The sequence below is a fragment of the Paenibacillus xylanexedens genome (assembly GCF_007676705.1).
Lineage (GTDB): Bacteria > Bacillota > Bacilli > Paenibacillales > Paenibacillaceae > Paenibacillus > Paenibacillus xylanexedens_C.
In genome coordinates this window covers 65,063-90,080 of sequence record NZ_VEBF01000004.1, presented here as the reverse complement: position 1 = coordinate 90,080, position 25,018 = coordinate 65,063, and the positions used below count along the sequence as shown (strand labels likewise).

The window sequence follows — 25,018 nt, the reverse complement described above, 5'->3', positions numbered from 1 at the left end:
TTCATCAAGCCTTTGTTCCAGTCATCAATTCATATCGCTATTCTGTCTTATACCTGTCATAGGCTGCCTGATATACCTTCATATACTCGTCCAGCCCCATTTTATTCAGAGTGTTCACATACGTTTCCCACTGATCAAAACCTGCACTGCCATTCACAAACTTTGCTTCCATCTCGGTCACGTAATCCTGAATGTCTTTTCCAACTGAGGACATAAATTCGGATTCTTCCTGCGTGAAGTTAAAGTTGTACCAGATGTCCTCTACGGCTTGGTTCTTCGCTTTGTCGGCTGCCTGAAGGGAGCTTGGGAGTGTCTCTGAGCCTTTGAAATAATCTTCCTTCACTAAGCCCGGATAACTTCCACCGAGCCAGGTGAAATATTTCGCCAATGCCTGGTCTTGGGTGAGACCATCCTGATTCGCTGTAATACCCTGCGTGTACTGCAGATTTCCGTCTGCATCCTTTTCATAGGTCTCCCCTTCTTTCCCCATAAAGTAGAGCAGGGCTCCTTCATCACTATAGAAATGATCCATCCAGCGGATCGTTGCTTCAGGGTTCTCATTCTTGTCCGTAATCGCGAACGCTCCTACATGGACCATAGGTACCTTTACATGAGAATACAGCTGTTCCCCATCAGGACCTTTCAGGGCACCAAGACCGATGAAATTTTTCTGTCCCATGACCGTTTCCGGATTGGGCACCGTTGTCGCACCAAGCGTTCCTGCCTGACCTTTCGCATTCAGTGCTCCGCCATCCAGTGTAAATATTTCGGGGTCCAGCAATCCTTCCTGATGTAGCTTGTTCACATACTGGAGCACTTCCTTGTACTGAGGCAATGTTTTGGTGAAGCGAAGCTCATCTGTGCCGGGGTCCACATCAACCAACTTGTGTCCGAGTCCACGGTTACCAAGCCCCCATGCCCCTTTTACATGATCAATAATGCCCGTAATGCCTGTAGCGCTAAAAGGAATTTCATCGTTTTTGCCGTTGCCGTTAAGATCTGTCGTTTTGACAGCTTTCAGATATTCATAGAAGCTCTCGGTTGAATCCGGTTCTTCCATGTTCAACTGTTTCAACCAATCTTCATTAATCCACAGCGGTGCACCAATCAACATGGATAACAGAGCGGGATCATAGAAGGACGGCATCGAATAGATGTTGCCATCCGGCATCGTCAACCCTTTACGAATATCCGGGTACTGCTCCATCAATCTTTTAAAATTTGGGGCATAGTCATCAATCAGATCATTGAGCGGAAGAAAAACACCCTGGGCACCATAACGTGTCAATTCATCCGAAGTCACACGAGCAGAGTAAAACACATCCGGGTAGTCACCGCCTGCCAGAGCCAGGTTCCGCTTCTCAGTCAATGTCTCAAAAGGAACGAGATTGAAGTTCACCTTCACGTTCGACATCTCACTGTACGCTTTCCAGATTAGTGTTTCTTCGAATTTACTCCCGTTGGTGGTAGACTTCCCTGTGAAAAAATCCAGTTCAATCGGTTCCTTCACTACTGGCATGCCTGTAGCATTCAGATTAGATTGACTATCCTGACTCTGCCCTGCAGGCGCCTCCCCTGAACTGCATCCAGCCATTAAACCCGCTGTAATCACGATGGATAAGGTCAAGTTGCCCCACTTTTTAAACAACATCTCCATGCACTCCCTTATAATCAAATGGATTATGGTTTACCCTTTTACTGCGCCAATCATGACGCCTTTAATGAAGTATTTCTGCAAAAACGGATACAGGATCAACATAGGAAGGTTAGTAATAATTACAGCAGCATATTTGATGGCTTCAGCATCCATCATGCTTCGACCCAGGGAATCGTCACTGATATCGACCATTTCCTGCATCTGACCCTGAACTAATATTTCGCGTAAAAACAACTGCAGCGGATACTTGTCCCGGTCTGACAAATAGATTAGGGCGTTAAAATAACTGTTCCAGTGCCCCACTGCGTAAAATAGAACCATGACGGCCAATACCGGCCCGGAAAGAGGCAGAACAATCCGCATCAGTACCTTTATGTTTGAACAACCATCCATAAAAGCCGCTTCCTGAATTTCCTTCGGTATGGAGTTCTGAAAAAACGTCTTCATGATCAGCATATTCCATACGGATAACGCCGACGGAATAATCATGACCCAAAAGGTGTCCAGCATACCCAGGTCCTTGATGAGCAAGTAGGTCGGAATCATGCCTCCACTGAAAAACATGGTGAATACAATCAAAACCGTAAAAACAGTTCTTCCGCTAAAATCGGCTCTGGATAACGGATATGCTGCCGCAATGGTCATCACCAGGTTGAGCAATGTGCCGGCCACCGTGTATAACAAGGTGTTCCCATATCCTTTCATCAGCTCGCTATTCGCAAACAGACGTTCATAACCAACCAGCGAGAGTTCCTTGGGCCACAGCCAGACCTCACCGCGCATGACGTTTTCGGGATTACTAATCGATGCAATACCTACAAAGAATACGGGATACAACACCACTAGAGAGACTACCGCAAGAGCTGCATAGATTATCCATTCGACTGCCTGGTCACCACGACTTTGTGCCATCTCCTCACCTTCCTTACCATAAACTGCTGGAGCTGACTTTGCGGGCGAGCCGGTTGACGGTCAGCAGCAATATAAAATTGATAACCGAGTTGAACAGGCCGACAGCTGCGGAATAGCTGTACTGTGCCCCAAGAATTCCGCTACGATATACATTGGTTGCGATCACATCCGATGCTTCCATGTTCAACGCGTTTTGCAGGAGGAATACTTTCTCAAATCCCACGCCCATAATGGACCCCACATTAAGAATTAACAGCACAACCATGGTCGGGGCAATACCCGGGATGTTCACATGCCAGATTCGTTGAAGTCTGGTCGCACCATCCACCTTGGCTGCATCATGTAGCTGTGGGTCGACTCCGGCAAGAGCCGCCAAATAGATGATCGAGCTCCAGCCCATTGTCTGCCAGACACCTGACCATACAAAGATACTCTTGAACCAACCCGGTTCTGTCATGAACGAGATGGCTTCTCCACCCAAAGCCGTAATTGCCAAATTAATCAATCCACTGACAGGAGACAAAAACATCATGACCATACCCACCATAACGACGGTAGATAAAAAATGAGGCATGTAGGTCACCGTCTGCACAAATCTTCTGAATTTCCCAGACCTGACTTCGTGGATCATCAATGCCAGAAGAATAGGAATAGGGAAGCCAACCACTAATTCATACAAACCAATCCCCATCGTGTTTTTAATAACTCGCCAAAAGTAAAAGCTGTCAAAAAACCGTTCAAAATGCTTAAATCCCACCCACGGGCTTCCGGTTATGCCTTTATTGGCAATAAAGTCCTTGAAGGCAATCTGCATGCCATACATGGGTACATAATGAAACACAATGAAGTAGATGAGGACAGGCGAAAATAACAGATACAGATCCCAATTTCTACGAAATGAACGTAATCGGGATTTCTTCGCTCTGCTTCCATTCCCCCGACTTCCGTATGCCTGCTCCTTGACGGATGTCATCTGTTCCAAAATCAGCAATTCCCCCTTCTGCCTGCCTATTTGCAATTGGCTCAGCTTCAAGTTGAATGTTACAGCTTACTATCTGCAATGGGTATACACCGTTTTTGGGATCTTGTCCGATCCTTATGGAATTTACATCATTCGTGATCTTTCCTGAAAAAACAGCCATTTTCGCAAAAAAGGTATAGCCCCTTTTTACACCACGTTCATACTCTGCTTTCTGCGGCTTAATAGTTCACGCGTAGAATGGGCCAAATAACTTGTTCTCTGTAGAAGAATAAAATGAGGGGTTGGCCTATGAATTGGATGTTGAACAAAAAACGAACCCTGTTTTTTAAGTTATTTGTCAGCTTTTTGGCGATCATTTCATTGTTCTGCCTATTCTATATTCTGATTTATTATGTATTCAAAACGAGTCTGCAGGAGGAAATTGTCCAAAACAGTCACAATGAAACGAAGAATACAGCGGAACGATTCTCCAATCATATGGAACAAATTCAGATCATGCTGTTCCATATGTATAACAATCAGGATCTGGTCGCCTTCAACCGGCAATTGCAAAGAGTGGGATTGGAACAGGCAGACTATCTGAAGGCCAAAAATGTGATGATGGACATTCGGGGATATGTGTACAATTCTTTGTTTTTGCTGGAAGATGTTATCGTGCATTTTCCTGGGGACCACTTCGCGTTCGGTAAATCAGGCAGCGGCAGTTCGGATTACATGTTCAACACATCGTATCAAAGCGATTCCTATCCATTGGAACATTGGGAGACACTCGCGGATCAGCCTCACACTTTCCTGATCTCGCCTTCAACTTCTTTTCATATGAACGCAGGGTCTCCCGAGAGCAGGCGGCTTCTGCCATACACGTTCAAGAAACCCGGCACGGCTTACCAGATCATTGCAATGGTGGATATCGAGAAAGCAGTGGAGTCCTTTTTCGGCACCACAGCTGGACATACCTTGACTATTACGGATGATCATAGCAACATCCTTTACCACTCGGGCTCAACAGCAGAGGAAGAAGCAACACCTGTTTTTCAGAATGGAGCAACTGCACTCAAAGAGAATGGAAGATATTATTTCAAGACAGAGGCTGCGGATGGGCTCACCTACATTACCTCTTTGGCAGATACTCGCATTGCAGATCAATTACAGCGATTGACCGGTTATATGGTTCTTATCTTTGTATTCTCACTTCTGGCAGCAACGCTGGTATCCCTTTATTTAAGCCGCCGCCTGCATACACCGGTCAAGCATATGTTATCCTCCCTGCTGGACCGTACATCACGTTATGAAGCCGGTGATGTCAGAGCAAGAGATAGTCGTATCTGGGAATATGATCTGATTCAGAGCAGGATCGAGGATTTGAAGAAAGAAAAGGATACGATTGTGGACAAGCTTAACCGTCAGAACGCAATTCTAACCAATTACTCCTATATGAATCAACTGAAGAATATTAATACAGACCTAAGTGAATGGAATGATTTCCTGGCGGATGGAGGAAGTTATCAGATTGTGTATTACGACATCCGTTTCCGGATATCGGAAGTTGGAAGTATGCCCCTTGACCGGGAGCGGGCAGTACGTCACTTGCTGGATTATATTCATTTGCAAACCAAAGAGATGTTTCAAGCCAATCATACATTCCAAATGGAGAAAAACGAGATCGTCTCCATATTAAAAGGAGCTTCGACCGTCCAGCTTCAAACTCTGCTAGAGCAACTTAAAGCAAGTCTGGATGAAGAAAGCCATTATTACGTCGTGACCATCTGTACCCTTCCGGCTACGAATCAACCGACCAAATTCAGTGAAACCTACCAGCAATTACGAGATCTTGCCTCCGAAGCCCGCCTGCTAGAGGAAACGCAGTTGATCAGTGAGGCCCGTCCCCTGCCCGATCTGGATCAACCTCTGTTAAAACGGGGGCGTGAGTTCGATCAGGCACTCCATTCACTGGAAGAAGACACCTGCATGGAATGGATACGTCAGGCGTTCGCCCAATTCGTCAAAAAAGAGGCAGGTGTGCTTCAGTTTAGGCAATTGGCTCTCTCCATAACCAATCATATCATTGAAGTTATGGATCAGCATTTGTCATACAAAAGAACGGATACATCTCTGCACGAATGGAAAAGTATGCTTCAGGATTGCCATTCGCAGGAAGACTATGAGACTGTTTTTAAGTATATCATTAACTCATCCCTTGCCATCATGCAGGATAGCGGACTCCCAGTTGTGGAAGAACCCACCATCGTCGTGTTCTACGAGATTATCAACTCTCATTACATGGAGGATATCTCACTCGAGTATCTGTCCGAGAAACTGAATCTGTCGACGACATATCTCTCCGTGTATATCAAAGATAAAACCGGCATCAATTTTAGCGAGCATCTGCAAAAAATCCGCATGCGCAAAGCATGTGAGCTGCTGGCTACGACGAACTGGACGATTAACGAAATTAGTGTCCGCGTGGGATACCAGAACATTACTTCCTTCAATCGAATATTCAAGAAGACAACCGGCATCTCGCCTGGAACTTTTCGAAAACAACATCTTATGGACATTCACCACCAACAGAAACATGTGAACTGAAATGATTACGCCAAGTAACAGAAAGTAGTAACACCTTGAATGTCCGAGACCATCTGACTTTGAAGCACATAAAAAAGCGCAGCTTCAACGGTTTTACCCGCTGAAACTGCGCCTCATTTATTCTTATTTCTATATTCTTAACAATCTTTATCCGGAACGCCCGCTTCTTCCTTCGTACGGAAAGAAGATCCACATCCGCAGGTCGCTACCGCGTTCGGGTTATGAATCGTGAACCCACCCGTCATGCCGGACTCTTCAAAGTCAATTTCAAGACCATTCAGATATTTCAGGTTTTCTTTTTCGACTACAACCTTCATGTTCTGAATATCCATATACAGGTCCTCATCGGACTCTTTATCGTCAAAGCCCATGGCGTACGAAAATCCGGTACAACCGCCCGGTGCTACGCCAAGACGCAGGAACATACCAGGTGTCTCTTGCTGTGCAAGCATCTCTTTCAATCTGTCAGCAGCCGTTTCGCTGATGTTAATCATGCCAGGTCACTCTCCTTTTCATTAACTCTTCTTTAAATTATACTCCACCCCGTCAAGGGTCTCAAGTCATGTTTGCCTCTTTCCGCGTTCCCCCTCGACTCCTTTTTCTTCCCAGTGTATTGAACCCCCGGGATACGAGGTTTATAATGAATAGGTGGTCGCACTGAAATGTCGGTATTTTGTCATGACTTATTCAGACGATGGTCATAATTGGAGTTGTAATTTTTTTCACATTTCGAGACTGCAACGCAGTCCCCAATGCATATATGAGTCAATCGACTCCATTTTTTGAAAAAATTTAGCTTTCATATGCAGCATACGCTGCACCGGGTAAATAAGAGTTAGTCCTTATAAGAAAGCGGCAGATGACCGCATCTTTGCTATGTAGTTCTGTATGCAGATCCTACATACAACTCCAATCCGGTTAAGAACAGGAGGAAACAATATGTCTACATTGGTAACACCGTTCACAGACAAAAGAATGGCTGAAATCGTTGAGAAAGTACAGAACGGCGTAAGGCTGAGCGTAGAAGACGGCGTATATCTGTATGAAACAGATGATCTGCTGACTTTGGGCCAGCTGGCCAATGAGGCCAACCTGCGGAAGAATGGTAAGAAAGTATATTTCATCGAGAACATGAGTCTTTATTTTACAAACGTATGTGAAGCTCACTGCGCTTTTTGTAATTTCCGCAAAGACCAGGGGGAAGATGGCTCTTACACATTATCCGGTCAGGAGATGATCGATTATGTGGAACAGCATATTCATCCAGGTGTACGTGAGTTCCATATCGTAGGCGGACATAACAACCATGTTCCTTTTCAGTATTATGTCGATTCCCTGCGTGCTTTAAACGAGAAATATCCGAATGTTACGCTGAAAGCCTACACGGCAGCCGAGATTGACTTCTTCACTCGAATCAGTGGACTCAGTATTAAGGAAGTACTGCAGGAGCTGCAAAAAGCAGGTCTGCAATCCCTGACTGGCGGCGGCGCTGAGATTCTGTCGGATGAATATCGCAAAAAAATGCGTGTAGACAAAGCGAACGTGGATCGTTATCTTGAGGTGCACCGTACAGCTCATAACCTGGGCATGCGCACTCATACAACAATGCTGTATGGATCGATCGAATCCTATGAGGACCGCGTTAACCATATGGCGCAGATTCGTGAATTGCAAGATGAGACGAATGGATTCATGGTCTTCATCCCGCTTTCCATGCAGCCAAAAAGTAAAAACGCGAGCATTATGCGTCGTAACTCGGCGTATGAGGATCTCAAAACAATTGCAATCAGCCGTTTGATGCTGGATAACATTGATCATATCAAAGCCTACTTCATCAACATCGGTCCACAGCTGACTCAAGTTGCACTTGGATTTGGTGCTTCGGATGCACACGGCACGATTGTTCGCGAACGGATTAGTCATGCAGCAGGTGCATTAACACCTGAAGGACTCACCCGCAAAGAGCTGATATGGCTCATTAAAGGTGCAGGACGCATTCCGGTAGAACGTGATACGTTCTACAATGAAATTCAAGTGTACGAATAGTATATAAACCACATCTAAAACCAATATTGCACCCGCATCACTCCAGAACGCTACTTTCATGATAGGGAGACGTTTGAATCCGAGTGGTGCAAACTGCTGAATGATATCTTCAATTTTCAATGTTTACTTTTCAATTATTCAAATCCCAACAAAAGGAGCAGCTATGTCATTGCATAGCTGCTCCACAGGTTACAGCCCCATTTCAGTGGGACTGATGCAGAAAGGAAGCCGAGTCATGAAAAATTTCGTCATTCTTGGAGGCGGCTATGGCGGCCTCACCATTATCAAGGAACTTCTGGAAGGTAAAATTCCAGCCGATACACAGATTGTGTTGGTGGACCGCAGCCCCTTTCAGGGATTAAAGACAGAATATTACGCACTCGCAGCAGGAACCGTATCCGATTATGACCTGCGTATCCAATTTCCAGTGAGCGATAAAGTTACTTACCGTTATGGAGAAGTTACTTCGATTGACCTGGAACAGCGTCAGATTGAATTTGAAGGCCAAGACCCGCTCGTTTACGACAAGCTTGTCATTGGACTTGGTTGTACAGACCGTTTCCACAACACACCAGGCGCCGAAGATTATAGCTGTACCATTCAGAGCTTTAGCAAAACACGCGAGACCTACCTGCGTCTTAATGAGATCAAAGCCTATGGCAATGTGCACATCGTTGGCGGCGGATTAAGTGGTGTCGAGATGGCAGCCGAACTTCGTGAGAGCAGACCGGATCTGAACATCAGCATTCTGGATCGTGGTGAACGTGTATTATCCGCCTTCCCGCAACGTCTGTCCGTGTATGTGCATGAATGGTTCAACGAACATCAGGTAGAGACACGCGGGCATATCGCCATTTCACGCGTTGAACCGAACGCCATCTATAACCGGGATGAACAGATCCTAACCGATGCTGTCGTGTGGACTGCAGGCATTCAGCCCGTAAAAGTGGTACAGGATCTGGACGTAACCAAAGACCCGCAAGGTCGTGTCGTCCTGAATGAATACTACCAAATCCCGGAATATACCGATGTATATGTCGTTGGTGACTGTGCGAGTGTCCCTTATGCACCTAGCGGTCAAGCTGCGGAAGTGCAGGGTGAGCAGATCGCCCATATTCAGCATGCCCTCTGGAAAGGCGAAAAGCCCAATCCACATCCACTCAAGCTTCGTGGCACACTCGGTGCACTCGGCAAGAAGTCTGGGTTTGGGCTGATGGGTAAAACGTCTATGATGGGACGTGTACCTCGTATTTTAAAAAGTGGTGTGCTCTGGATGTCCAAGCGCCATCTCGGTTAGTCGAGTTCGAGCTCGTCCCAGGCATCGGCTTCGGCAATTTTGGCCAGAATGGCGTTATATAGATCTTCCACTTTGTCTGTGATGACAACTTCGCCATTCACCAGTGCAAATGGGGTCATAGAACATTGGCCGCAGTTGGTGAGGCAGCCGTATTCAATCACGTCATAGTCTGGATTTTCTTCCAGTTGATCCATGACTTCATCTGTGCCAAAATGCATATTATTGGCACAAAATTCAATAATCGGTCTCATATAGGTTCACCTGCTTTGTTTGACCATTTTAATTTATGGCCATTTGTAATATAATATAGTAAGGAAAGGAGTTGAAAAAAATGAGCGAAAACGCACAAAGCACCATGTACGATGAGGTATCTGATGTGCTTGACAAACTTCGTCCGTTCCTGCAACGCGATGGCGGTGACGTGGAACTGGTCGACGTGGAGGACGGCATCATTAAGCTGAAACTGGTCGGTGCCTGCGGCAGTTGCCCAAGCTCCACTATTACCTTAAAAGCCGGGATTGAACGCGCCCTTCTCGAAGAAGTTGAGGGTGTACAAGAAGTCGTACAAGTATTCTAATCAATCCTTCACGAAATAAACCTCAAGAGCCTTTCGCTTCGCATGAAGCGGAGGGCTCTTTTTTGTGTACATATCCATAGAGAGTTCATTTACTGTCACCTTTACCAGTTTCGATGTACATTCTTCCAGCTCACCTTAAGAATCCTCGCGCTGTATGGTCGGACGAATCGGATCAAGTCCTCCAGATACATCCATAATGTTGCCTGTTATAAAATCAGAATGATCCAGACACAGATACGTAATCACTCGCGCAATATCTTCACCACTGCCTGGACGCCCTCTTGGCGTCTCTACGTCGGTTATGCCTGCCATCTCATCAATCGTTTTCTCTTTGTTCGCCCCACGAATGTCACCTGGACATACCATGTTAACCGTAATTCCATACGGGGCTTCTTCAACTGCGAGTGTCTTCGTAAAAGATACCAGACCTACCTTGGCAGCCGCATAGACTGCACGATGAGGCCAGGATCTCGCTTCTCCAGCATGACTGAAGCCAAAATGGATAATGCGCCCCCACTGCTTGCGTCTCATCTCCGGCAACACACGTTGATCCAGTAACATGGGTCCTAACAGGTTACCCTGTACAAGCATCTGAACCTCATCTTCCGAATAGTCCGCAAATAATCGACGTTCACGAACAAATGGACCCGCGTTATTCACCAGAATATCAATGGTGCCCAGCTTGTCTTCCACTTGTTCCACCAATGAAGTAATATCTTCCACCTTGGATATATCCGCCTGGATGGCAATGCACCGCACACCCTTGGCTGTAATCTGAGCCCTTAAGGCCTCAGCTTCTGTTCTGCTGTGTACATAGTTAAGGGCAATATGACACCCCTGATCTGCCAGACTGAGGGCCGTCATTTTACCAAGACCTTTGGCACTTCCCGTTATGAGGGCAATCTTACCCTTCACGTTCATCCCCCTCTTCAAAGAGCAGTCACTTATCCAGTATAAAAGATTTATCCTCCCCCTACAACTCGCATCTCTCTTAGGAAGTATCCACCTGAAATCCCAAATATATCTTGATTGAAATCAAACACCTATGGTACTGTCGATGATATAACTTGAAAGGATCTCTACATGAACATGAAAAACAGAAGATCGATATTATTTCTCACACTAGTCGTGGTCATTTTATTAGCATTCTCTAATGCCTTACAGGTTTCCGCGGAAAGTGAGACTGACCAAGCGCCTGATGAGTATGATTGGATTACTGGACCAGCGTCCGTTTCTCTGGACGGTAAGGCCACCCTGGAAGTCCCTGAAAGCCATTCCTATCTGGATAAGGCCAATACCCAACGCTCGATACTTAACAGTGATGGAAAGCCTAATGGGAATGAAATTGGAAGCCTAACCAGCAATAGCGAATTCGGCTCGTGGTATGTTGTGTTCGAATACGTGAAGACAGGTCATATTCATGATGACGATCAAAATCTGAGTGCTGAAGAACTGTTAAGCAGTTATATCCGTGGCACAGAAGAAGACAACAGAGAGCTCGAACCTGAATATAGAACGTACATAACAGGATGGGAAATCGAACCGGCATACGACAAGACCAAGCATCAGTTGGTCTACTCCCTTGGTTTCAAGAATGCTTATCAGCAAGCCATGGTGAATTATAATGTAAAGCTCCTGACACGTGAAGGGTATATCACAGCCATTCTGGTTACAGATACGGCCAACTTTCAACAGAGCCGTCAGGCATTCGAGGAAACGGTCCTTAATCAACTTAGCATCAATACCGGTTATACCTACGAGGAATATAATGCTTCGACTGACAAAACATCCACCATAGGGCTTAATAGCCTTCTGATGGGCGGGATCGGGTACACGGCTTCCCAAAAATTCAGTGCTCTTCTTTTGCTCCAAAAAGGATGGGCCTTGATACTCGTTGTCGTTCTTGGTCTGATTGGGTGGATCAGATATAAAATCAAAAGCTCTAATGGAGATGAAGAAAAACTCTCTCCCACCGAGAGAACGTACCTGCAAGAAGCAGATGAACAGCAATATGCTGATCAAAATGAATTATCCTACTACCGCCAATCTACACATCCATCTAATGTTGATAAATCTGATAAACGATAACTTCTGTTGATTTCCACGTCAGCACAGACTAGGAAATACAAAAAAGCCGTATGTCTCTTCTAGAGAGACATACGGCTTTTGCTCACAAGCTTCATATCATTTCATACATTCCGTAATATTATTCAGTTGCAGGTTCAACTGCACCTTTGTAACGTTCTTTGATAAATGTTTTAACTTCTTCGGAGTGCAGTGCAGCAGCCAGTTTCTTGATTGCATCTGCATCTTTATTATCCTCACGGGAAACGAGGATGTTAGCATATGGGTTACCTTGCAGATCTTCAATTAGCAAAGCATCTTTTTCAGGGTTAAGATTGGCTTCCAATGCATAGTTAGCGTTGATGAAAACCAGATCCGCTTCATCCAATTGACGAGGCATCATGGCTGCATCCAGCTCGATGATATCCAAGTTTTTTGGATTTGCTGTGATATCCTGAATCGTCGATGTAATATTTGTGTTGTCTTTCAGGGTAATAACGCCTTCCTTCGCAAGCAACAACAGTGCACGTCCACCATTGGATGGGTCATTCGGAATTGCTACTTTTGCACCATCTGCCAATTCATCCAAAGACTTAATCTTTTTGGAGTATCCACCAAAAGGTTCAACATGAACAGGAGTTACAGCAACGAGGTTGAAACCACGTTCTTTATTCTCTGTGTCCAGGTAAGGTTGGTGCTGGAAGAAGTTTGCATCCAATTTTTCGTCAGCCAATTGCTGGTTGGGTTGTACATAGTCATTGAATGTAACGACTTGCAAACGAATACCTTGTGCTTCCAGTTCAGGCTTGATGCTTTCCAGAATCTCTGCATGCGGTGTAGGTGAAGCTCCCACTTTCAATTCTACTGTACGCGGAGCTCCCCCTTCATTGTCAGCGCCGCTGTCGGCGTCCTTGTTGTTTCCGCACGCGGCAAGAACCGCAATCAGCATAAGACTAAGTAGAGCAAAAGACCATTTTTTCATGTGTAAAACCCCTTCTCTAATCATTTTTTTCATGTGGCGTCCGCAAGAATGCATATCCATCATGTTATCTATGTGTTATTTCCTGGTGAAAAATGTAACCAAGCGATCTCCAGCCATTTGGAGAATTTGCACTAGAATGATCATCGACACTACGGATATGATCATGATTTCATTCTGATAACGATAATACCCATAGTTGATTGCCAGCGTTCCCAGACCTCCACCGCCAACCATACCTGCCATCGCCGTATACGAGACAAGCGTAACGATAGTGATGGTTATACCAGCAAGCAGACCAGGTAGTGCCTCAGGCAACAGTACCCGTCTTACAATCTGTCCGGTCGATGCACCCATCGCCTGAGCCGCTTCAATGACACCACGATCCACTTCACGCATTGTTGTCTCTACCAGTCGAGCGAAGTAAGGAGCTGCTGAAATAACTAAAGGTGGGATAACACCAAGCACCCCAGTAGCTGTACCGACGAGCGAACGAGTGAATGGAATAAGAGCAACAATCAATATAATAAATGGGATCGATCGCAAAATATTAACAATCAGGGACAGTATAATGTACACCACCCGTGATTTGGTTGAAGCAGATCGAGCTGTCATGAACAGCAGCACCCCGAGTGGTAAACCAAAGATTACCGTGAACAAGCCTGATACACCCAAAATTTGCAGTGTTTCAATAGAAGCTTTACCAACCTCTTCCCAACGTACGGTTGAAAAATCCATGTTAACGTAACACCTCCACATCAAGTCCCTCTGCGGTTAATTCTGATATTGTCCGGTCAATCGCATTGGTATCGCCTTCGAACCGAACGGTCAGTTGCCCATAAGGAACCTGTTTGATCGTAGAGATCGTACCTTGCAGGATGGCAAAATCCACACCGGTTTTACGTACCGTTCTGGATAAAATCGCTTCATACGTTTTGTTACCCAGAAAGGATATCTTCACAAGTTTGGAAGCAGCACCTGCCTGTAATTCCAAGCCTGCATCCGCCAAAGCAGTCTCTTCAAGGGCAAGTCCAACTTCATGATCACGCATCATAAAGTCCCGTGTAATGGCATGCTGCGGCTTCAGGAATACTTCGGTTACAGGTCCCTGTTCCACTATGCCGCCTTGATGAATGACAGCTACCTTGTCACAGATATTCTGGATGACGTGCATCTCATGTGTAATCAGCACAATCGTGAGATTGTACTTTTCGTTAATGTCGAGCAATAACTTCAGAATCGAATTCGTCGTCTGCGGATCAAGCGCCGAGGTGGCCTCATCACATAGGAGTACATTCGGATCACTGGCGAGTGCTCTCGCAATCCCTACACGCTGTTTCTGTCCACCCGATAATTGAGCCGGATATTTGCTGCTATGGTGCTCCAGACCAACCAGGGCGAGCATTTCCTTCACTTTGCGGTCAATGGCTTCCTTGGGTGTATTCACAAGCTTTAACGGAAAAGCTACATTGTCATACACCGTTGCCGAGGATAACAGATTAAAGTGTTGAAAAATCATACCGATCTTGCGTCTCTGTTGCTGCAATTCGGTTTTGTTCAGTTCAGTCAGGTTAATCCCGTCTACCCATACTTCACCCTCCGTAGGGCGCTCCAACAAATTAATGCATCGGATCAGTGTACTTTTACCCGCTCCAGAATGGCCGATCACTCCGTAGATTTCACCCTTTTGGATGCTCAAATTCAGCTCGGATAGTGCCGTTGTAGATTTTGCCCCTTTGCCGTACGTTTTCGTTAAACCTTTTAATTCAATCAATCGCACTTGCCCCTTTCCAACCACCTACATGTATCTTTACCCGATCTAAAGGAAAACTCCCCTATACATACAAAAAAAGAGCCCTTTGCAGATACAAAGAGGGCTCTTTACGTGAAAGAATATACCTTCTCATCTGCCAAAATCGTGTCTTGCACCATTTTGTAGGAATTAGCACCTAACATCTATAACGAATGACACATGTCGTTACAAATCGGTTGCCGGGCTTCATCGGGCCTGTCCCTCCGCCGCTCTCGATAAGAAATATGTTGTTGTAGGATTCTATAAGTTCATGTAGTTTATGCTTTATAATGTGAACGTAACTTCCGAAATATCAGTTAGATCCGTGTAACATTTGATTGAAACTCAGTATATTCCAAGTATTCCGATTTGTCAAAGGGAATTATTTCTTTTCCATATTTTATTAATATAGCTATAAGAGGCCGTTAACGTTTCACAGACCATATCCACGCCCTGACGCATTTCCTGCACATGTTGATTCAGATCCTCCAATTTCACTTTACCTTGCAAGGTCTGATGTAACTGCCACAGATCATCGTGCATTTCGGAGTTCATGTAGTGAATCTCCATATTACGTCGTTTGCGCAACTTACTCATCGGCTCACGATAAGAGTCCTTGATCTGAATCAACCGCAAGGCAAGATCATGATGCTCCCTCGCATAGTCGAACTGCCTTAACACGGTAAAATAAGAAAAATGCGCTTTGGTATTTGAGGTATTCAGCTGGAATATCTCATTCAATACGGTGCCGACTTTATCCAGAATGGCAAAACAGCGAATGAAGCCATCTTTGTAAAAATACACATACCGGGCATATTCGGCTTTTTCATTCGGCGTCATATCATCCGTAGAACCTGCAACGACCTTTTGTCGAAAATGAGCAGCGGCGAAGCAGCTTTGCTCCAGTTCATCCAGGGAAGAGATAAGCCCCTGTGTCCACACATACAGTTTCCGATAGTCGTGAGTAGGATCATGATCCACATGCATTTGTCGCTGAAATAGCTCAAGCGTATGCGCCATGGACTCCATTGCTTCTTTCAGCAAACCTTCATTTATACGCGGCTTTTCCCCCAGCAACGTTCGCAGCATATATAACCTCCTCTTTTCCACTCTGCTGATCCATAAAGATTCACTACCATAATACATAATGCTAATTCATTCCGAGTAAACGTATAAACGCTGCTTGCCATAGGTTGCCCTGATCCCCCTGACATCAAACAAAGTCCACCTGTCCAATGATGTACATCACTGGATGGTGGACTTTCAATATTGAGCCCAAAGACCAAGAAATGGATCTAGAAACGATTAACCGGGCGGTGCAGCTTGTAAACCAGGAAACTCATATACGTTAAGATCCCGAACAGTATGGCGATATCCAGCATATGTGCAAGAGCTACGAACATGTATACTTCCGGACGGTTCATCGTCACCATCATGAAAATACCGATGACCACTTGCATCAAAATCAGAAAAACGGATACAACGCCAAGGGTACGCATTTCCTTGTTATCCGGATGATTACGATACGCGAAGTGACCCAGAATTGCGATTACAATTACAAGAGACGCAGCTGCCGCACGGTGAGCAAAAGCAACGGCTACCCCGCCTGAAAGCTCAGGAATAATCTGCCCGTTACAGAGTGGGAATCCGGAACAACCACCGGCAGAATCCGTGTGACTCACAAATGCGCCTGTGTATACCACGAGATACGTGTAGATCGTGGAGAACCAGACCAGATTTCTGAATTTTTTACTGACCCGAGGGTATTTATTCAGACGCTCCAATCCACCATCTTTTGCCTCCTGCCTTATGCCCAATGCCATCATAAGCGAACTGGCAAAGGCAATCAGCGCAAAGCCGAAATGAAGTGCCATAACTGCTGAAGATTGGGAGAAAACGACGGCAAAAGCCCCCATGATTCCCTGGACTATAACAAATACCAGGGTTAAGAAAGAAAACAATTGCAGGTCACGGCGTGACTTGCCGAACTGCAGAAAAGCAACAAACGAGGCAATGGACAACAGTCCAGCCAGTGCGCTTACAGCGCGGTGGGAATATTCAATAAGTGAAGCCACAGTATGTGCGGGAACGAGTTTTCCGTTACATAAAGGCCATTCCGTTCCGCAGCCAAGGCCCGATTCCGTTTTGGTTACGATGCCTCCACCAAAAGTGGCCAGAAACATGACAAGACAGGTTAATACGGTTAACCATTTAAACAAAGTTAAGTGCTTCAATTTTTTCTCACCTGCTGTTGGTTTAAGATGGCGAAGAATATTCTCCGCTTGTTTCGGTACTTTGACACTTATTTCACAACTAAATTCATTATACCGGATAAAATGTTCATTGACGTCGCGCTTTGTGACAAAATGTTAACGTCTGGTGAAATAATGACCCGTAGGTCATCGAAAGATATGTACAGAAACGTTTCTTATGTAGAACGTGTCGAACACACAAACGCCATTTCCCTATTTCAAGAGAAATGGCGTTCTTTTTAGTCTACCCTTTTACAACATGAACCTGTCATACTTTTATATAAGTTCAATTAAACATTTACACAATAACGGAGAGGACAGAAATAACCAGAAGAAGCGAAGCGTTCGCCTTTATCCCCAGATTTCCCCTTTATAAAAGGGATCAAAGAAATCTGGGGATAACAGCGATCGGAAGGTTATTCTGTCATCGGAGTGTCTGTGTAAATATTCATTTATCAAACTTATATAACATTATTTATGGATCGTGTTGTACACCTCAACTGCGCGATCCAGGAACTGCTCAATCTCTTCTCTCGACTTGCGCAGCTTGTTTACGTACCGCACCAGTTCCCGGCCATCCGTGTAGGCCACAAAGCTCGGAATGCCAAGAATATTCTGCTCTTCACTAACGGTTCCAACCTGATCCACGTCGACCTCAACCAAAGTCAGTTCACGTGCATATTTCTCTTCAACTTCAGGCATAAACGGATCGATGTATTTGCAGTCACCACACCAGTCTGCCTTGAATACGGCAATCGTCAAGCGTGGGGATTGGATGGCTACATCAAAAGCCGGTTTGGAAGTAATCTGTTCCATTCGGTTCATCTCCCTTTCTGTACCTTGTCTTACCCTAAGTGAAGCAAATTGGCGAGTGGAAGTCAAATAATCAGCGCATACTTAGAATAAACCACATGGTCTGTAAAATTAAACCCAGAACATCATGAAAGGATGTCACATCATGACTTCCACCAGAACCGATTCTTCCAGCGAACAGCACCACGGGTCCCTTCTGCAGATTGTTCGTTCCATTTCAGGTGCTGCCCTGGAAATCTGGCGTGGCAAACAGGCGGCATGGCAAGCTTCAGCACAGCTTCGTCACCCATTGCGTGAGATCGAGTGGGATACAGATACTGCAGCCGCCTTACAGTCTGAGGTGGAGCGTTTGTTACCTGCCAGCGGCAAGTCTTTTGCACGCACTGATCAGGTCCAAAGTGCACTCGTATGCGAGGAAGATTGCATCATTCTGGAAGAGATTAAGACACTGACCCAGGAACATAATCGGAGTAACATCACGCGCACGGCTGCCTATCTGGAATGTTATGAGCAATGTCCCGAATTGCATTGGGCTCTATTAGCTCATATGGTCTCCCGCAACGGCGGATATCATATGACCGATCTACAGAGTGACTTGATGCATAATCTACAGGATCCAAACGATCGTGAGCATATGTATCGACTGTTAGAACGGTGCAATGCACTCATTTTCCAGGATGCATATCCCCAGCTTCTGCTGTATATGAACAGTCGCCGGATCGGACGAAGCTGTTTCCATCTGTTATCGCACTTTCACGTATCGGCGTTCATGACGCCGTTTTGGGAACGCTTTTGGCTGGAACGGTGCAGTTCACTGCTTAGTGTGGCATTAATTATTAATGAGCAGAACTATATCGAGAGCCGGGTGGTGCAGCATCCTTATTTTCAAAAAGAAGTACTTTCCAAACCCGCATTCCATCTGCATAATCTGGCGGGTCTGAATCATATCGTCTTTCCACTCGGACGGGAAGCCGGGCTCGCAGGGCGAGTCATTGAACATTTTGGCAAGCTGGATGAGCGAATTATGTTTGGCAAAGGCCTATATGCCCTGTTGTTTGGCTTGGAGCAAGTCCACACACAAGTGTTGGAATTCGCTCGTGCAGTTCCCCATCATGGCTCGCGAGCCGAGTATTGGCCCGGTCTGTTTACCGAGCGCGAAAACAAGGCGGGTGATCGTACATTTTACGCTCAGGCGCTACTGGATGAAGAATGGCTTCCAGAAGGGCAACGATTGTATAGTCCAGAACTGCTCTCTGTATGGGGGGACACGCCTTATGAACCGATCACCAGACAGGACTGGCTTCAGACTCGGGATTGTCTCGGTTATCTGACGGCACCGCGCCGTCCATGGCTATTTGAGATGAGTCACGAACACCGGTATGGCATGCTGAAAACAGCACTGGCTCATGATGCCAAAGCGGCCATTCACTAATGCTGGCGACCGTTAAATATACAAAAAGCCCTGTCCGCTTCAACAGCAGACAGAGCTTGTATCGTATCTAACCGAATGATGCGCCAGATGTTTCGTGCAGGATTATCCTCTTTGCACGCCTCCACGTTGGAGACGCATGAGTGGACGGAGAATTTTTTGAAGGATACGGGGGTAACCGCCCAGCTCGTCCTTGCGCAATACACGGAGCACGACCATGAGAACCAGATACACCACCACAACAAGCACACCGACCACAAGGCATGTAAGCAAGAAGGATACGCGTGCTGGCAGGAAGAGCCCAAAGATCATATTGCCAATCCAGTTCGCTGCAAATCCTACACCTGCTGCAAGCACCACTGTAATGATAAACCCTCTCCAGCGGTCTCCCATGATGGAGAAATCAACGATTTTGCGAAGGACCCGCAGATTCAGGTATGTGATAACCAGGAAACAAAGGGCCGTTGCAATAATGATGCCGTAAATGCCAAAGAACGGCGCCAGAATCAGACTTGCGATCAGTTTGATCACAACACCTGCTGCGACACTGATCATCGTAATCCGTGGTTTTCCCACCCCGAGTAAAATGGAGTTGGTGGTCATCATTGTAATCTGGAAAATGGTGCCGAATGTCAGTAAGGCAATGATCGGCGTTCCATCCAGATTGGTAAACAGCAATCCATTAACCGAATACGCTGCCGCACAAAGTGCAATAACAATCGGCATACCTGTCAGAATCGAAATGCGCAATGCAAGTGTAACCTGATTCTTCAGATGGGCTTCATCCTTCCGGGCAAATGCTGCCGAAATGACAGGCACCAACGATTGACTTAAAGCGATAGCCAGAATTGGCGGAATACCCGCAATACTTTGGGCTTTGGCACCGAGGATCGCAAGTACGCCTGTCGCCTCTTCAAGTCCGATCTGGCCACTAAGCAGTGGAACCACAAGGGATGAATCGATAAAGTTAATGGCTGGAACTGCAAGCGAGGACAGCACAATTGGAATAGACAATTTGAAGATATCACTGTAGATGCCTCGCATCGGCAGTTGCTCTGCACGCTCGTAATTCAATTGCGCAGCACGGTCGCTACGACGCAGCTTCAAGGTAAAGTACAGCATGACACCGAAGGCACCAACACTTCCCAATACCCCACCAAATGAGGCACCTGCGGCAATTGTCTGATCATCATAATTCCATTGCAGCATGACATATGCCACGATAATGGCTGTACCTACACGGGCGAACTGTTCCACAATCTGTGAAATACCGCCTGCTGTCATGTTGCCGCGTCCCTGGAAATATCCACGCATCATCGCAATGGCTGGGAAGAGCAGCAAGGCTGGGGCCAAGGCACGAATGGCGCTGACCGATTCCGGTACTTTGGAGACATAGGTAGCATAATAAGGCGCCGCGAACCACAATAAAGCAGACATGACTACCCCGGCGACAGCCGCAAAGATCAGGGCTGCACGGTAGATCTGTTGTGCTTCACCCGCGCGACCGAGTGCGTAGCGTTCCGACACCATTTTGCTAAGTGTACTTGGTATGCCTGCCGTTGCTACAGTTAACAGCATTAAATATACCGTATTGGAGATGGTAAACGATGCGTTACCGATATCCCCGAGGATATGCTCCAGCGGCACCCGTTGAACCAATCCGAGTACCCTCGCGATCAGTGCAGCTGCCGCCAGAATGAGCGTACCCTTAATGAATGTTTCTTTCTTAGACAAACCAATTCCCCTTCTTTCCTCCACACCGGACGTGCATCCCGTTGAAACTAATCCCTCATGTTTAGGCGAATCTTACCACCCAGATAATAAAGAGAACTATCATGACGATCTGCAAAATAATTTTCATTACGGTGCTCGTAAACAGCCCCACCACAGAACCAAACCCAACTTTCGACGCTTTGGAAGGTGAAGACCCTCCGATCAGTTCCCCGATAAAAGCACCGATAAATGGTCCCAGCACCAGTCCGAATGCCGGAATGACAAATGGGCCAATGATAACACCAATGGTACTGAGCGTGGTCGAAAGTTTGGAGCCACCGAACTTCTTCACGCCCCATGCACTGACAACATAATCAGCCACGAACAGCACAACAACAATCAGAATCTGGATGATCCAGAACCACACACCGAACGGATCAAAGCTGAAGAACCAGCCGTAGACCAGAAACGCGAAGAAAATCGCTACAGCACCAGGCAGTATGGGATATACCGTTCCAGCCATCCCCACTGCAAACAGCAGTACAATTAAAATCCAGGCAATGGTTGCAAGCAAAAGTTACTCCCCCTTCAAAATATGTTCACGGATCACTTCGACGATGCCGTCTTCATTATTACTCGCTACGATCAGATCAGCCGCTTCCTTCACCTGCTCTTGCGCATTGCCCATCGCTACACCCAGACCTACGGCCTCAATGACAGCCAGATCATTCAGACTGTCTCCGACAGCAACGACTTCGGACATCTCGATACCCAGCAGTTTGCAAACCTCAGCTACACCACTGGCTTTGGATATTCCAGCAGGGTTGATCTCGATATTAACAGGTGAAGAATTCGTCATCTGCAGACCACCCATTTGTTGCAGTTCCATCATAATCTGGTGACGAGCTTCATCCACTTCGGTATTGAAACCGAATTTTAGCCATTCCAGACCTTCAATATTGTCCGTCCAGCGATCACGGTTGAACAGCTCTTCCACCGAGTATGCCCAGTACCAGCTGTTATATTTCTCACCAATTTCCTGCATTTTGCGAATTAATGCCGGGTCCATCAGATGACGCATATGCAGATCATGCGGAGCTTTCCAGACCTCACTACCGTTAACGGTAACCATTGGTGTCTCCAGTCCAAGTTGAACCGCATAAGGCATCGCGTGGAATACGGCTCTTCCCGTGGAAAGGCACACATGTACACCCCGACGAATGGCAATTTGAATCCACTTGGCGGTCTCCTGTGTAATTTCATGATTATCGTTAAGTAATGTTCCATCCATATCCAATGCTAGCAATTTGTATTTCAATTCACTCATACAGTAGTTCCTCCTAGGTTGTCTCTCTCCAAGTTGAACTCATGGATATCCATTCATGCACTAAGCGGGCAGAAAATTTTTCGAGTCGTAGTATCTTTGTTTTAGAATTACCTTTTTCTTTAGTGTATTGAGATTATACGAGGTAACCGTTACGTGTACGGATCGTCTTCCGATCGCTGTTGTCTCCGAATTTTCTAGATTCTCTCTTCTTAAAGGTTAGAAATTCGGAGACAGCGTATGCTTTCGAAGCAGCTTTCTTGCAGAAAGCTTTCAGGCGCACGCTATCGCTTCTTCAGATCGATTCCGCCCCCTTCACTACATCACCTTTGTATTTAGAGCTCATAACACCTACCATCAAGAAGGAAATTCATAAACAAATTTCCCTTCTCTAGGTCCTATCTGCCCTCTCCGTCCTTGATGGTTCTCCAGTTCAACTTAAAGGTTCTCTTTATCTAATTTTAAACATTCTCTCATGACAAGGTCGCCCGGCATCCGCAAAAACGGACGCTCCGGACGTCACAGCTAACGACATTTTACCACAGATCGTCGACCTGCAACAAAATAACCCGCTCAGGATTAAACTTCGAAGTTATTACATTTTATGTGATGTATATTTTCCTAAATAAAAAAACGATCCACCTCCTACAGGATGAACCGCTTTTAGCTTAACTTTTTTCACTCTGCCTGTTTTACCAGCCTAACCCGTAGCTAAGATTAAATCCAATTATCCCCTGTTCGCTCCTCTGTCTGGCTTGGATACTGCAAACAAGGATTGGGACATCAAATTCATGGTTTGTTTGTATACGGTATGGGTTGCCTTTACATCACCAAGGAACCCGCCCATATGCAGGTGAATTACACCGTGCAGCGATGCCCATATAGTGCTGACAAGAGTCCCGGTCTCTTCCTGGTCCGAAATCTGCCCTTGCTTCTGGGCAGTGCTAATTAGTTCTAACAGGCATTCTAACCATTTGCAGAAAAGTTGCAATGGAGTCATCATGATAAAAAAAGAATTTGACACATTCGTTTCATTTTGGTTACTATGATTCTTACAGGAAACAGTGTTACCAGATATGGTCTTATGCTCATTTTTAACTTTGTATTATTTTTTTTGAAGTTAAGGTAACATCGTTTCTTTAAAAAAACAACGTATTGTTAATTGATGCCCTTTGGGTGGAAGAATCGTAACCGTCGCGTGCAATTTCTCTTTATGTGCGAGGCTCGACGGAGATGGGTTTCTCAACGTGAATGGCACAGGGGGAGGATGCCTCTGTCGGCGCGAAGGACACGCCGGAACGTGTAGTGGCAGTTATACTGCACGCTATGACAACAACAGAAACACTATTAGGAGGATTAATATGTCAACAGAACAAAAACAACGCAAACCATCCACTGGTCAACAAATTCGTAGATGGAGCCTGACCCTGCTAGGGGTAATTGTGCTGGGAATCGTTGCATTCCTGCTGATACCCGCCCCGGTAGAACCCGCTGTTTGGTCTGCACCTGCTGCTCCTTCTTTTGAGAAGGAGGGTCCCTGGAAAGAGAACAACAAACTTAGCTCCGCTGAATTGGTTACAGACCGCGCGGAGTTCCCGGAATTTATCACTTTTGATAAAGAAGGGCGACTGTATGCGGGTGACTCCGACGGCAAAATCTACAGAGTGACCTTTGACGCCGAGGACAAGGCACAGCCAGCAGAGGTATTCGCCGATACCCACGGAACACCTAACGGCCTGAAATTTGATGCTGCCGGAAATTTGATTGTGGCGGATATTCAGAAAGGGCTCCTGTCCATTGACCCGAACGGAAACATCGAAGTACTAACTACTGAAGTAGATGGGGGGCCGATCTATCTGGCGAACGAACTGGACATCGCGCAAGACGGATCGATTTATTTCTCCGATACCTCTAACTATGGCAAAGTCATGTTCAAGGAAATTGCCGAGAATAAACCGCATGGACGATTGTTGAAATATGATCCACTGACCAAGCAGACGACCGTTCTGCTTGAGGATTTATATTTTGCCAATGGGGTCGTACTGTCTGCCGAAGAAGACTTCGTGCTTGTCGCAGAATCGTATCATTATCAGTTGACCCGGTACTGGTTGAAGGGCCCCAAACAAGGCACCTCTGATATTTTTGCGGAGAATCTGGCTGGGTTTCCGGACAATATCACCCGTGACGCACAGGGACACTTCTGGGTAGGGGTATTCACAACCCGTCTGTCTTTTGCCGATTACATGCATAGTCACCCTTGGTTAGCAGCGACGATGTCCAAAGTTCCACAGTCCTTGTTAAATGGAGCCAGTGCCCCGGTGAAACACGGTCTTGTTGCAGAATATGGACCAGAAGGAGAGCTTATTAGTAGTTGGCATGATCCGGAAGGAACATTGTATGGCATCACCACGGCCGTAAGCCAAGGGAAATATTTGTATCTCGGAACCGCACCGGGAGGAAGCCAAGGGGTTCATCGGGTGCCTTTGAAACCGTAAGGATTGTTATATTCATCTACCTCATTGCCACCTTTAGGCATCCTAATAGCAGCTCACTCTGGCAGGAGGAGCTGCTATTAGGATTTTTCTTAGTTCACAG

24 protein-coding genes and 1 riboswitch are annotated in these 25,018 nt (G+C 46.0%); of the genes, 7 read left to right on the top strand and 17 right to left on the bottom strand.

Annotated elements, in window-relative coordinates:
- Positions 1–37: 37 nt before the first annotated feature.
- From FS628_RS21765 to FS628_RS21755, 3 genes are read right to left on the bottom strand one after another with little or no spacing between them, the layout of a single operon-like run.
- Positions 38–1,651: an extracellular solute-binding protein gene (locus FS628_RS21765; protein ID WP_145325093.1), complete on the bottom strand. Its 1,614-nt coding sequence runs from the start codon at positions 1,649–1,651 to the stop codon at positions 38–40.
- 36 nt (positions 1,652–1,687) lie between these two features.
- Positions 1,688–2,569: a carbohydrate ABC transporter permease gene (locus tag FS628_RS21760; RefSeq protein ID WP_145325092.1), complete on the bottom strand. Its 882-nt coding sequence runs from the start codon at positions 2,567–2,569 to the stop codon at positions 1,688–1,690.
- Between the two features lie 13 nt (positions 2,570–2,582).
- Positions 2,583–3,542, bottom strand: coding sequence for an ABC transporter permease subunit (locus tag FS628_RS21755; RefSeq protein ID WP_145325291.1), 960 nt, complete (start codon positions 3,540–3,542; stop codon positions 2,583–2,585).
- 297 nt (positions 3,543–3,839) lie between these two features.
- On the opposite strand from FS628_RS21755, the gene FS628_RS21750 reads away from it, so the two are divergent.
- Positions 3,840–6,137, top strand: coding sequence for a helix-turn-helix domain-containing protein (locus tag FS628_RS21750; protein ID WP_186327916.1), 2,298 nt, complete (start codon positions 3,840–3,842; stop codon positions 6,135–6,137).
- A gap of 137 nt (positions 6,138–6,274) precedes the next feature.
- Here FS628_RS21750 and FS628_RS21745 read toward each other — a convergent pair whose 3' ends face one another.
- A complete protein-coding gene (locus FS628_RS21745; protein ID WP_076333177.1) occupies positions 6,275–6,631 on the bottom strand; it encodes a HesB/IscA family protein in 357 nt (118 codons plus the stop codon).
- A gap of 445 nt (positions 6,632–7,076) precedes the next feature.
- Here FS628_RS21745 and mqnE point away from each other — a divergent pair, with 445 nt between their 5' ends.
- Entirely contained in the window at positions 7,077–8,183 is a 1,107-nt protein-coding gene (mqnE, locus tag FS628_RS21740) for an aminofutalosine synthase MqnE (protein WP_145325090.1), read from the top strand.
- 235 nt (positions 8,184–8,418) lie between these two features.
- Positions 8,419–9,480, top strand: coding sequence for an NAD(P)/FAD-dependent oxidoreductase (locus FS628_RS21735; RefSeq protein WP_145325089.1), 1,062 nt, complete (start codon positions 8,419–8,421; stop codon positions 9,478–9,480).
- Here the strand turns inward: FS628_RS21735 and FS628_RS21730 are convergent.
- Positions 9,477–9,731: a YuzB family protein gene (locus tag FS628_RS21730; RefSeq protein WP_145325088.1), complete on the bottom strand. Its 255-nt coding sequence runs from the start codon at positions 9,729–9,731 to the stop codon at positions 9,477–9,479. The two genes, FS628_RS21735 and FS628_RS21730, sit on opposite strands and share 4 nt — an antisense overlap.
- A gap of 80 nt (positions 9,732–9,811) precedes the next feature.
- On the opposite strand from FS628_RS21730, the gene FS628_RS21725 reads away from it, so the two are divergent.
- Complete coding sequence (locus FS628_RS21725) at positions 9,812–10,057, top strand: NifU family protein (RefSeq protein ID WP_053783253.1); 246 nt, start codon at positions 9,812–9,814, stop codon at positions 10,055–10,057.
- A gap of 135 nt (positions 10,058–10,192) precedes the next feature.
- Here FS628_RS21725 and FS628_RS21720 read toward each other — a convergent pair whose 3' ends face one another.
- On the bottom strand, positions 10,193–10,972 hold the full coding sequence (locus FS628_RS21720) for an SDR family oxidoreductase (RefSeq protein WP_145325087.1): 780 nt from the start codon (positions 10,970–10,972) through the stop codon (positions 10,193–10,195).
- 174 nt (positions 10,973–11,146) lie between these two features.
- On the opposite strand from FS628_RS21720, the gene FS628_RS21715 reads away from it, so the two are divergent.
- On the top strand, positions 11,147–12,145 hold the full coding sequence (locus tag FS628_RS21715; RefSeq protein ID WP_186327915.1) for a DUF2167 domain-containing protein: 999 nt from the start codon (positions 11,147–11,149) through the stop codon (positions 12,143–12,145).
- A 118-nt stretch (positions 12,146–12,263) separates the two neighbouring features.
- Here FS628_RS21715 and FS628_RS21710 read toward each other — a convergent pair whose 3' ends face one another.
- The 6 genes from FS628_RS21710 to FS628_RS21685 form a co-directional block, all read right to left on the bottom strand.
- A complete protein-coding gene (locus FS628_RS21710) occupies positions 12,264–13,103 on the bottom strand; it encodes a MetQ/NlpA family ABC transporter substrate-binding protein (RefSeq protein WP_145325085.1) in 840 nt (279 codons plus the stop codon).
- Positions 13,104–13,178: 75 nt separating this feature from the next.
- Positions 13,179–13,838 (bottom strand): methionine ABC transporter permease, encoded by a 660-nt coding sequence (locus tag FS628_RS21705; protein ID WP_145325084.1) that lies wholly within the window; start codon positions 13,836–13,838, stop codon positions 13,179–13,181.
- 1 nt (position 13,839) lies between these two features.
- Positions 13,840–14,874 (bottom strand): methionine ABC transporter ATP-binding protein, encoded by a 1,035-nt coding sequence (locus FS628_RS21700; RefSeq protein WP_145325083.1) that lies wholly within the window; start codon positions 14,872–14,874, stop codon positions 13,840–13,842.
- A gap of 126 nt (positions 14,875–15,000) precedes the next feature.
- Positions 15,001–15,135, bottom strand: a riboswitch (SAM riboswitch).
- Between the two features lie 129 nt (positions 15,136–15,264).
- Complete coding sequence (locus tag FS628_RS21695; protein WP_145325082.1) at positions 15,265–15,981, bottom strand: Cthe_2314 family HEPN domain-containing protein; 717 nt, start codon at positions 15,979–15,981, stop codon at positions 15,265–15,267.
- A 206-nt stretch (positions 15,982–16,187) separates the two neighbouring features.
- The gene (locus tag FS628_RS21690; RefSeq protein ID WP_145325081.1) at positions 16,188–17,126 is read right to left on the bottom strand and encodes a COX15/CtaA family protein; all 939 of its coding nucleotides are present in this window, start codon (positions 17,124–17,126) and stop codon (positions 16,188–16,190) included.
- Between the two features lie 489 nt (positions 17,127–17,615).
- Entirely contained in the window at positions 17,616–17,960 is a 345-nt protein-coding gene (locus FS628_RS21685) for a thioredoxin family protein (RefSeq protein ID WP_145325080.1), read from the bottom strand.
- Positions 17,961–18,102: 142 nt separating this feature from the next.
- On the opposite strand from FS628_RS21685, the gene FS628_RS21680 reads away from it, so the two are divergent.
- On the top strand, positions 18,103–19,389 hold the full coding sequence (locus FS628_RS21680) for a DUF2515 family protein (protein ID WP_145325079.1): 1,287 nt from the start codon (positions 18,103–18,105) through the stop codon (positions 19,387–19,389).
- 102 nt (positions 19,390–19,491) lie between these two features.
- Here the strand turns inward: FS628_RS21680 and FS628_RS21675 are convergent, their stop codons facing one another.
- From FS628_RS21675 to FS628_RS32050, 5 genes are all read right to left on the bottom strand, one after another.
- On the bottom strand, positions 19,492–21,120 hold the full coding sequence (locus FS628_RS21675; RefSeq protein ID WP_145325078.1) for a putative polysaccharide biosynthesis protein: 1,629 nt from the start codon (positions 21,118–21,120) through the stop codon (positions 19,492–19,494).
- 61 nt (positions 21,121–21,181) lie between these two features.
- On the bottom strand, positions 21,182–21,622 hold the full coding sequence (locus FS628_RS21670; protein ID WP_047841365.1) for a DUF456 domain-containing protein: 441 nt from the start codon (positions 21,620–21,622) through the stop codon (positions 21,182–21,184).
- 54 nt (positions 21,623–21,676) lie between these two features.
- Positions 21,677–22,426, bottom strand: a complete 750-nt coding sequence (locus FS628_RS21665; protein ID WP_076211034.1) for a Cof-type HAD-IIB family hydrolase — start codon at positions 22,424–22,426, stop codon at positions 21,677–21,679.
- A gap of 133 nt (positions 22,427–22,559) precedes the next feature.
- Complete coding sequence (locus tag FS628_RS32055) at positions 22,560–22,706, bottom strand: hypothetical protein (protein WP_222125270.1); 147 nt, start codon at positions 22,704–22,706, stop codon at positions 22,560–22,562.
- A gap of 444 nt (positions 22,707–23,150) precedes the next feature.
- Positions 23,151–23,426 carry a hypothetical protein gene (locus FS628_RS32050; protein ID WP_222125269.1) on the bottom strand — a complete coding sequence of 92 codons (276 nt, stop codon included), beginning with the start codon at positions 23,424–23,426 and terminating at the stop codon, positions 23,151–23,153.
- Between the two features lie 358 nt (positions 23,427–23,784).
- Between FS628_RS32050 and FS628_RS21655 the strand changes: the two genes are divergently transcribed.
- Positions 23,785–24,918 carry an SMP-30/gluconolactonase/LRE family protein gene (locus FS628_RS21655; protein ID WP_145325077.1) on the top strand — a complete coding sequence of 378 codons (1,134 nt, stop codon included), beginning with the start codon at positions 23,785–23,787 and terminating at the stop codon, positions 24,916–24,918.
- The last annotated feature ends 100 nt before the right edge of the window (positions 24,919–25,018 follow it).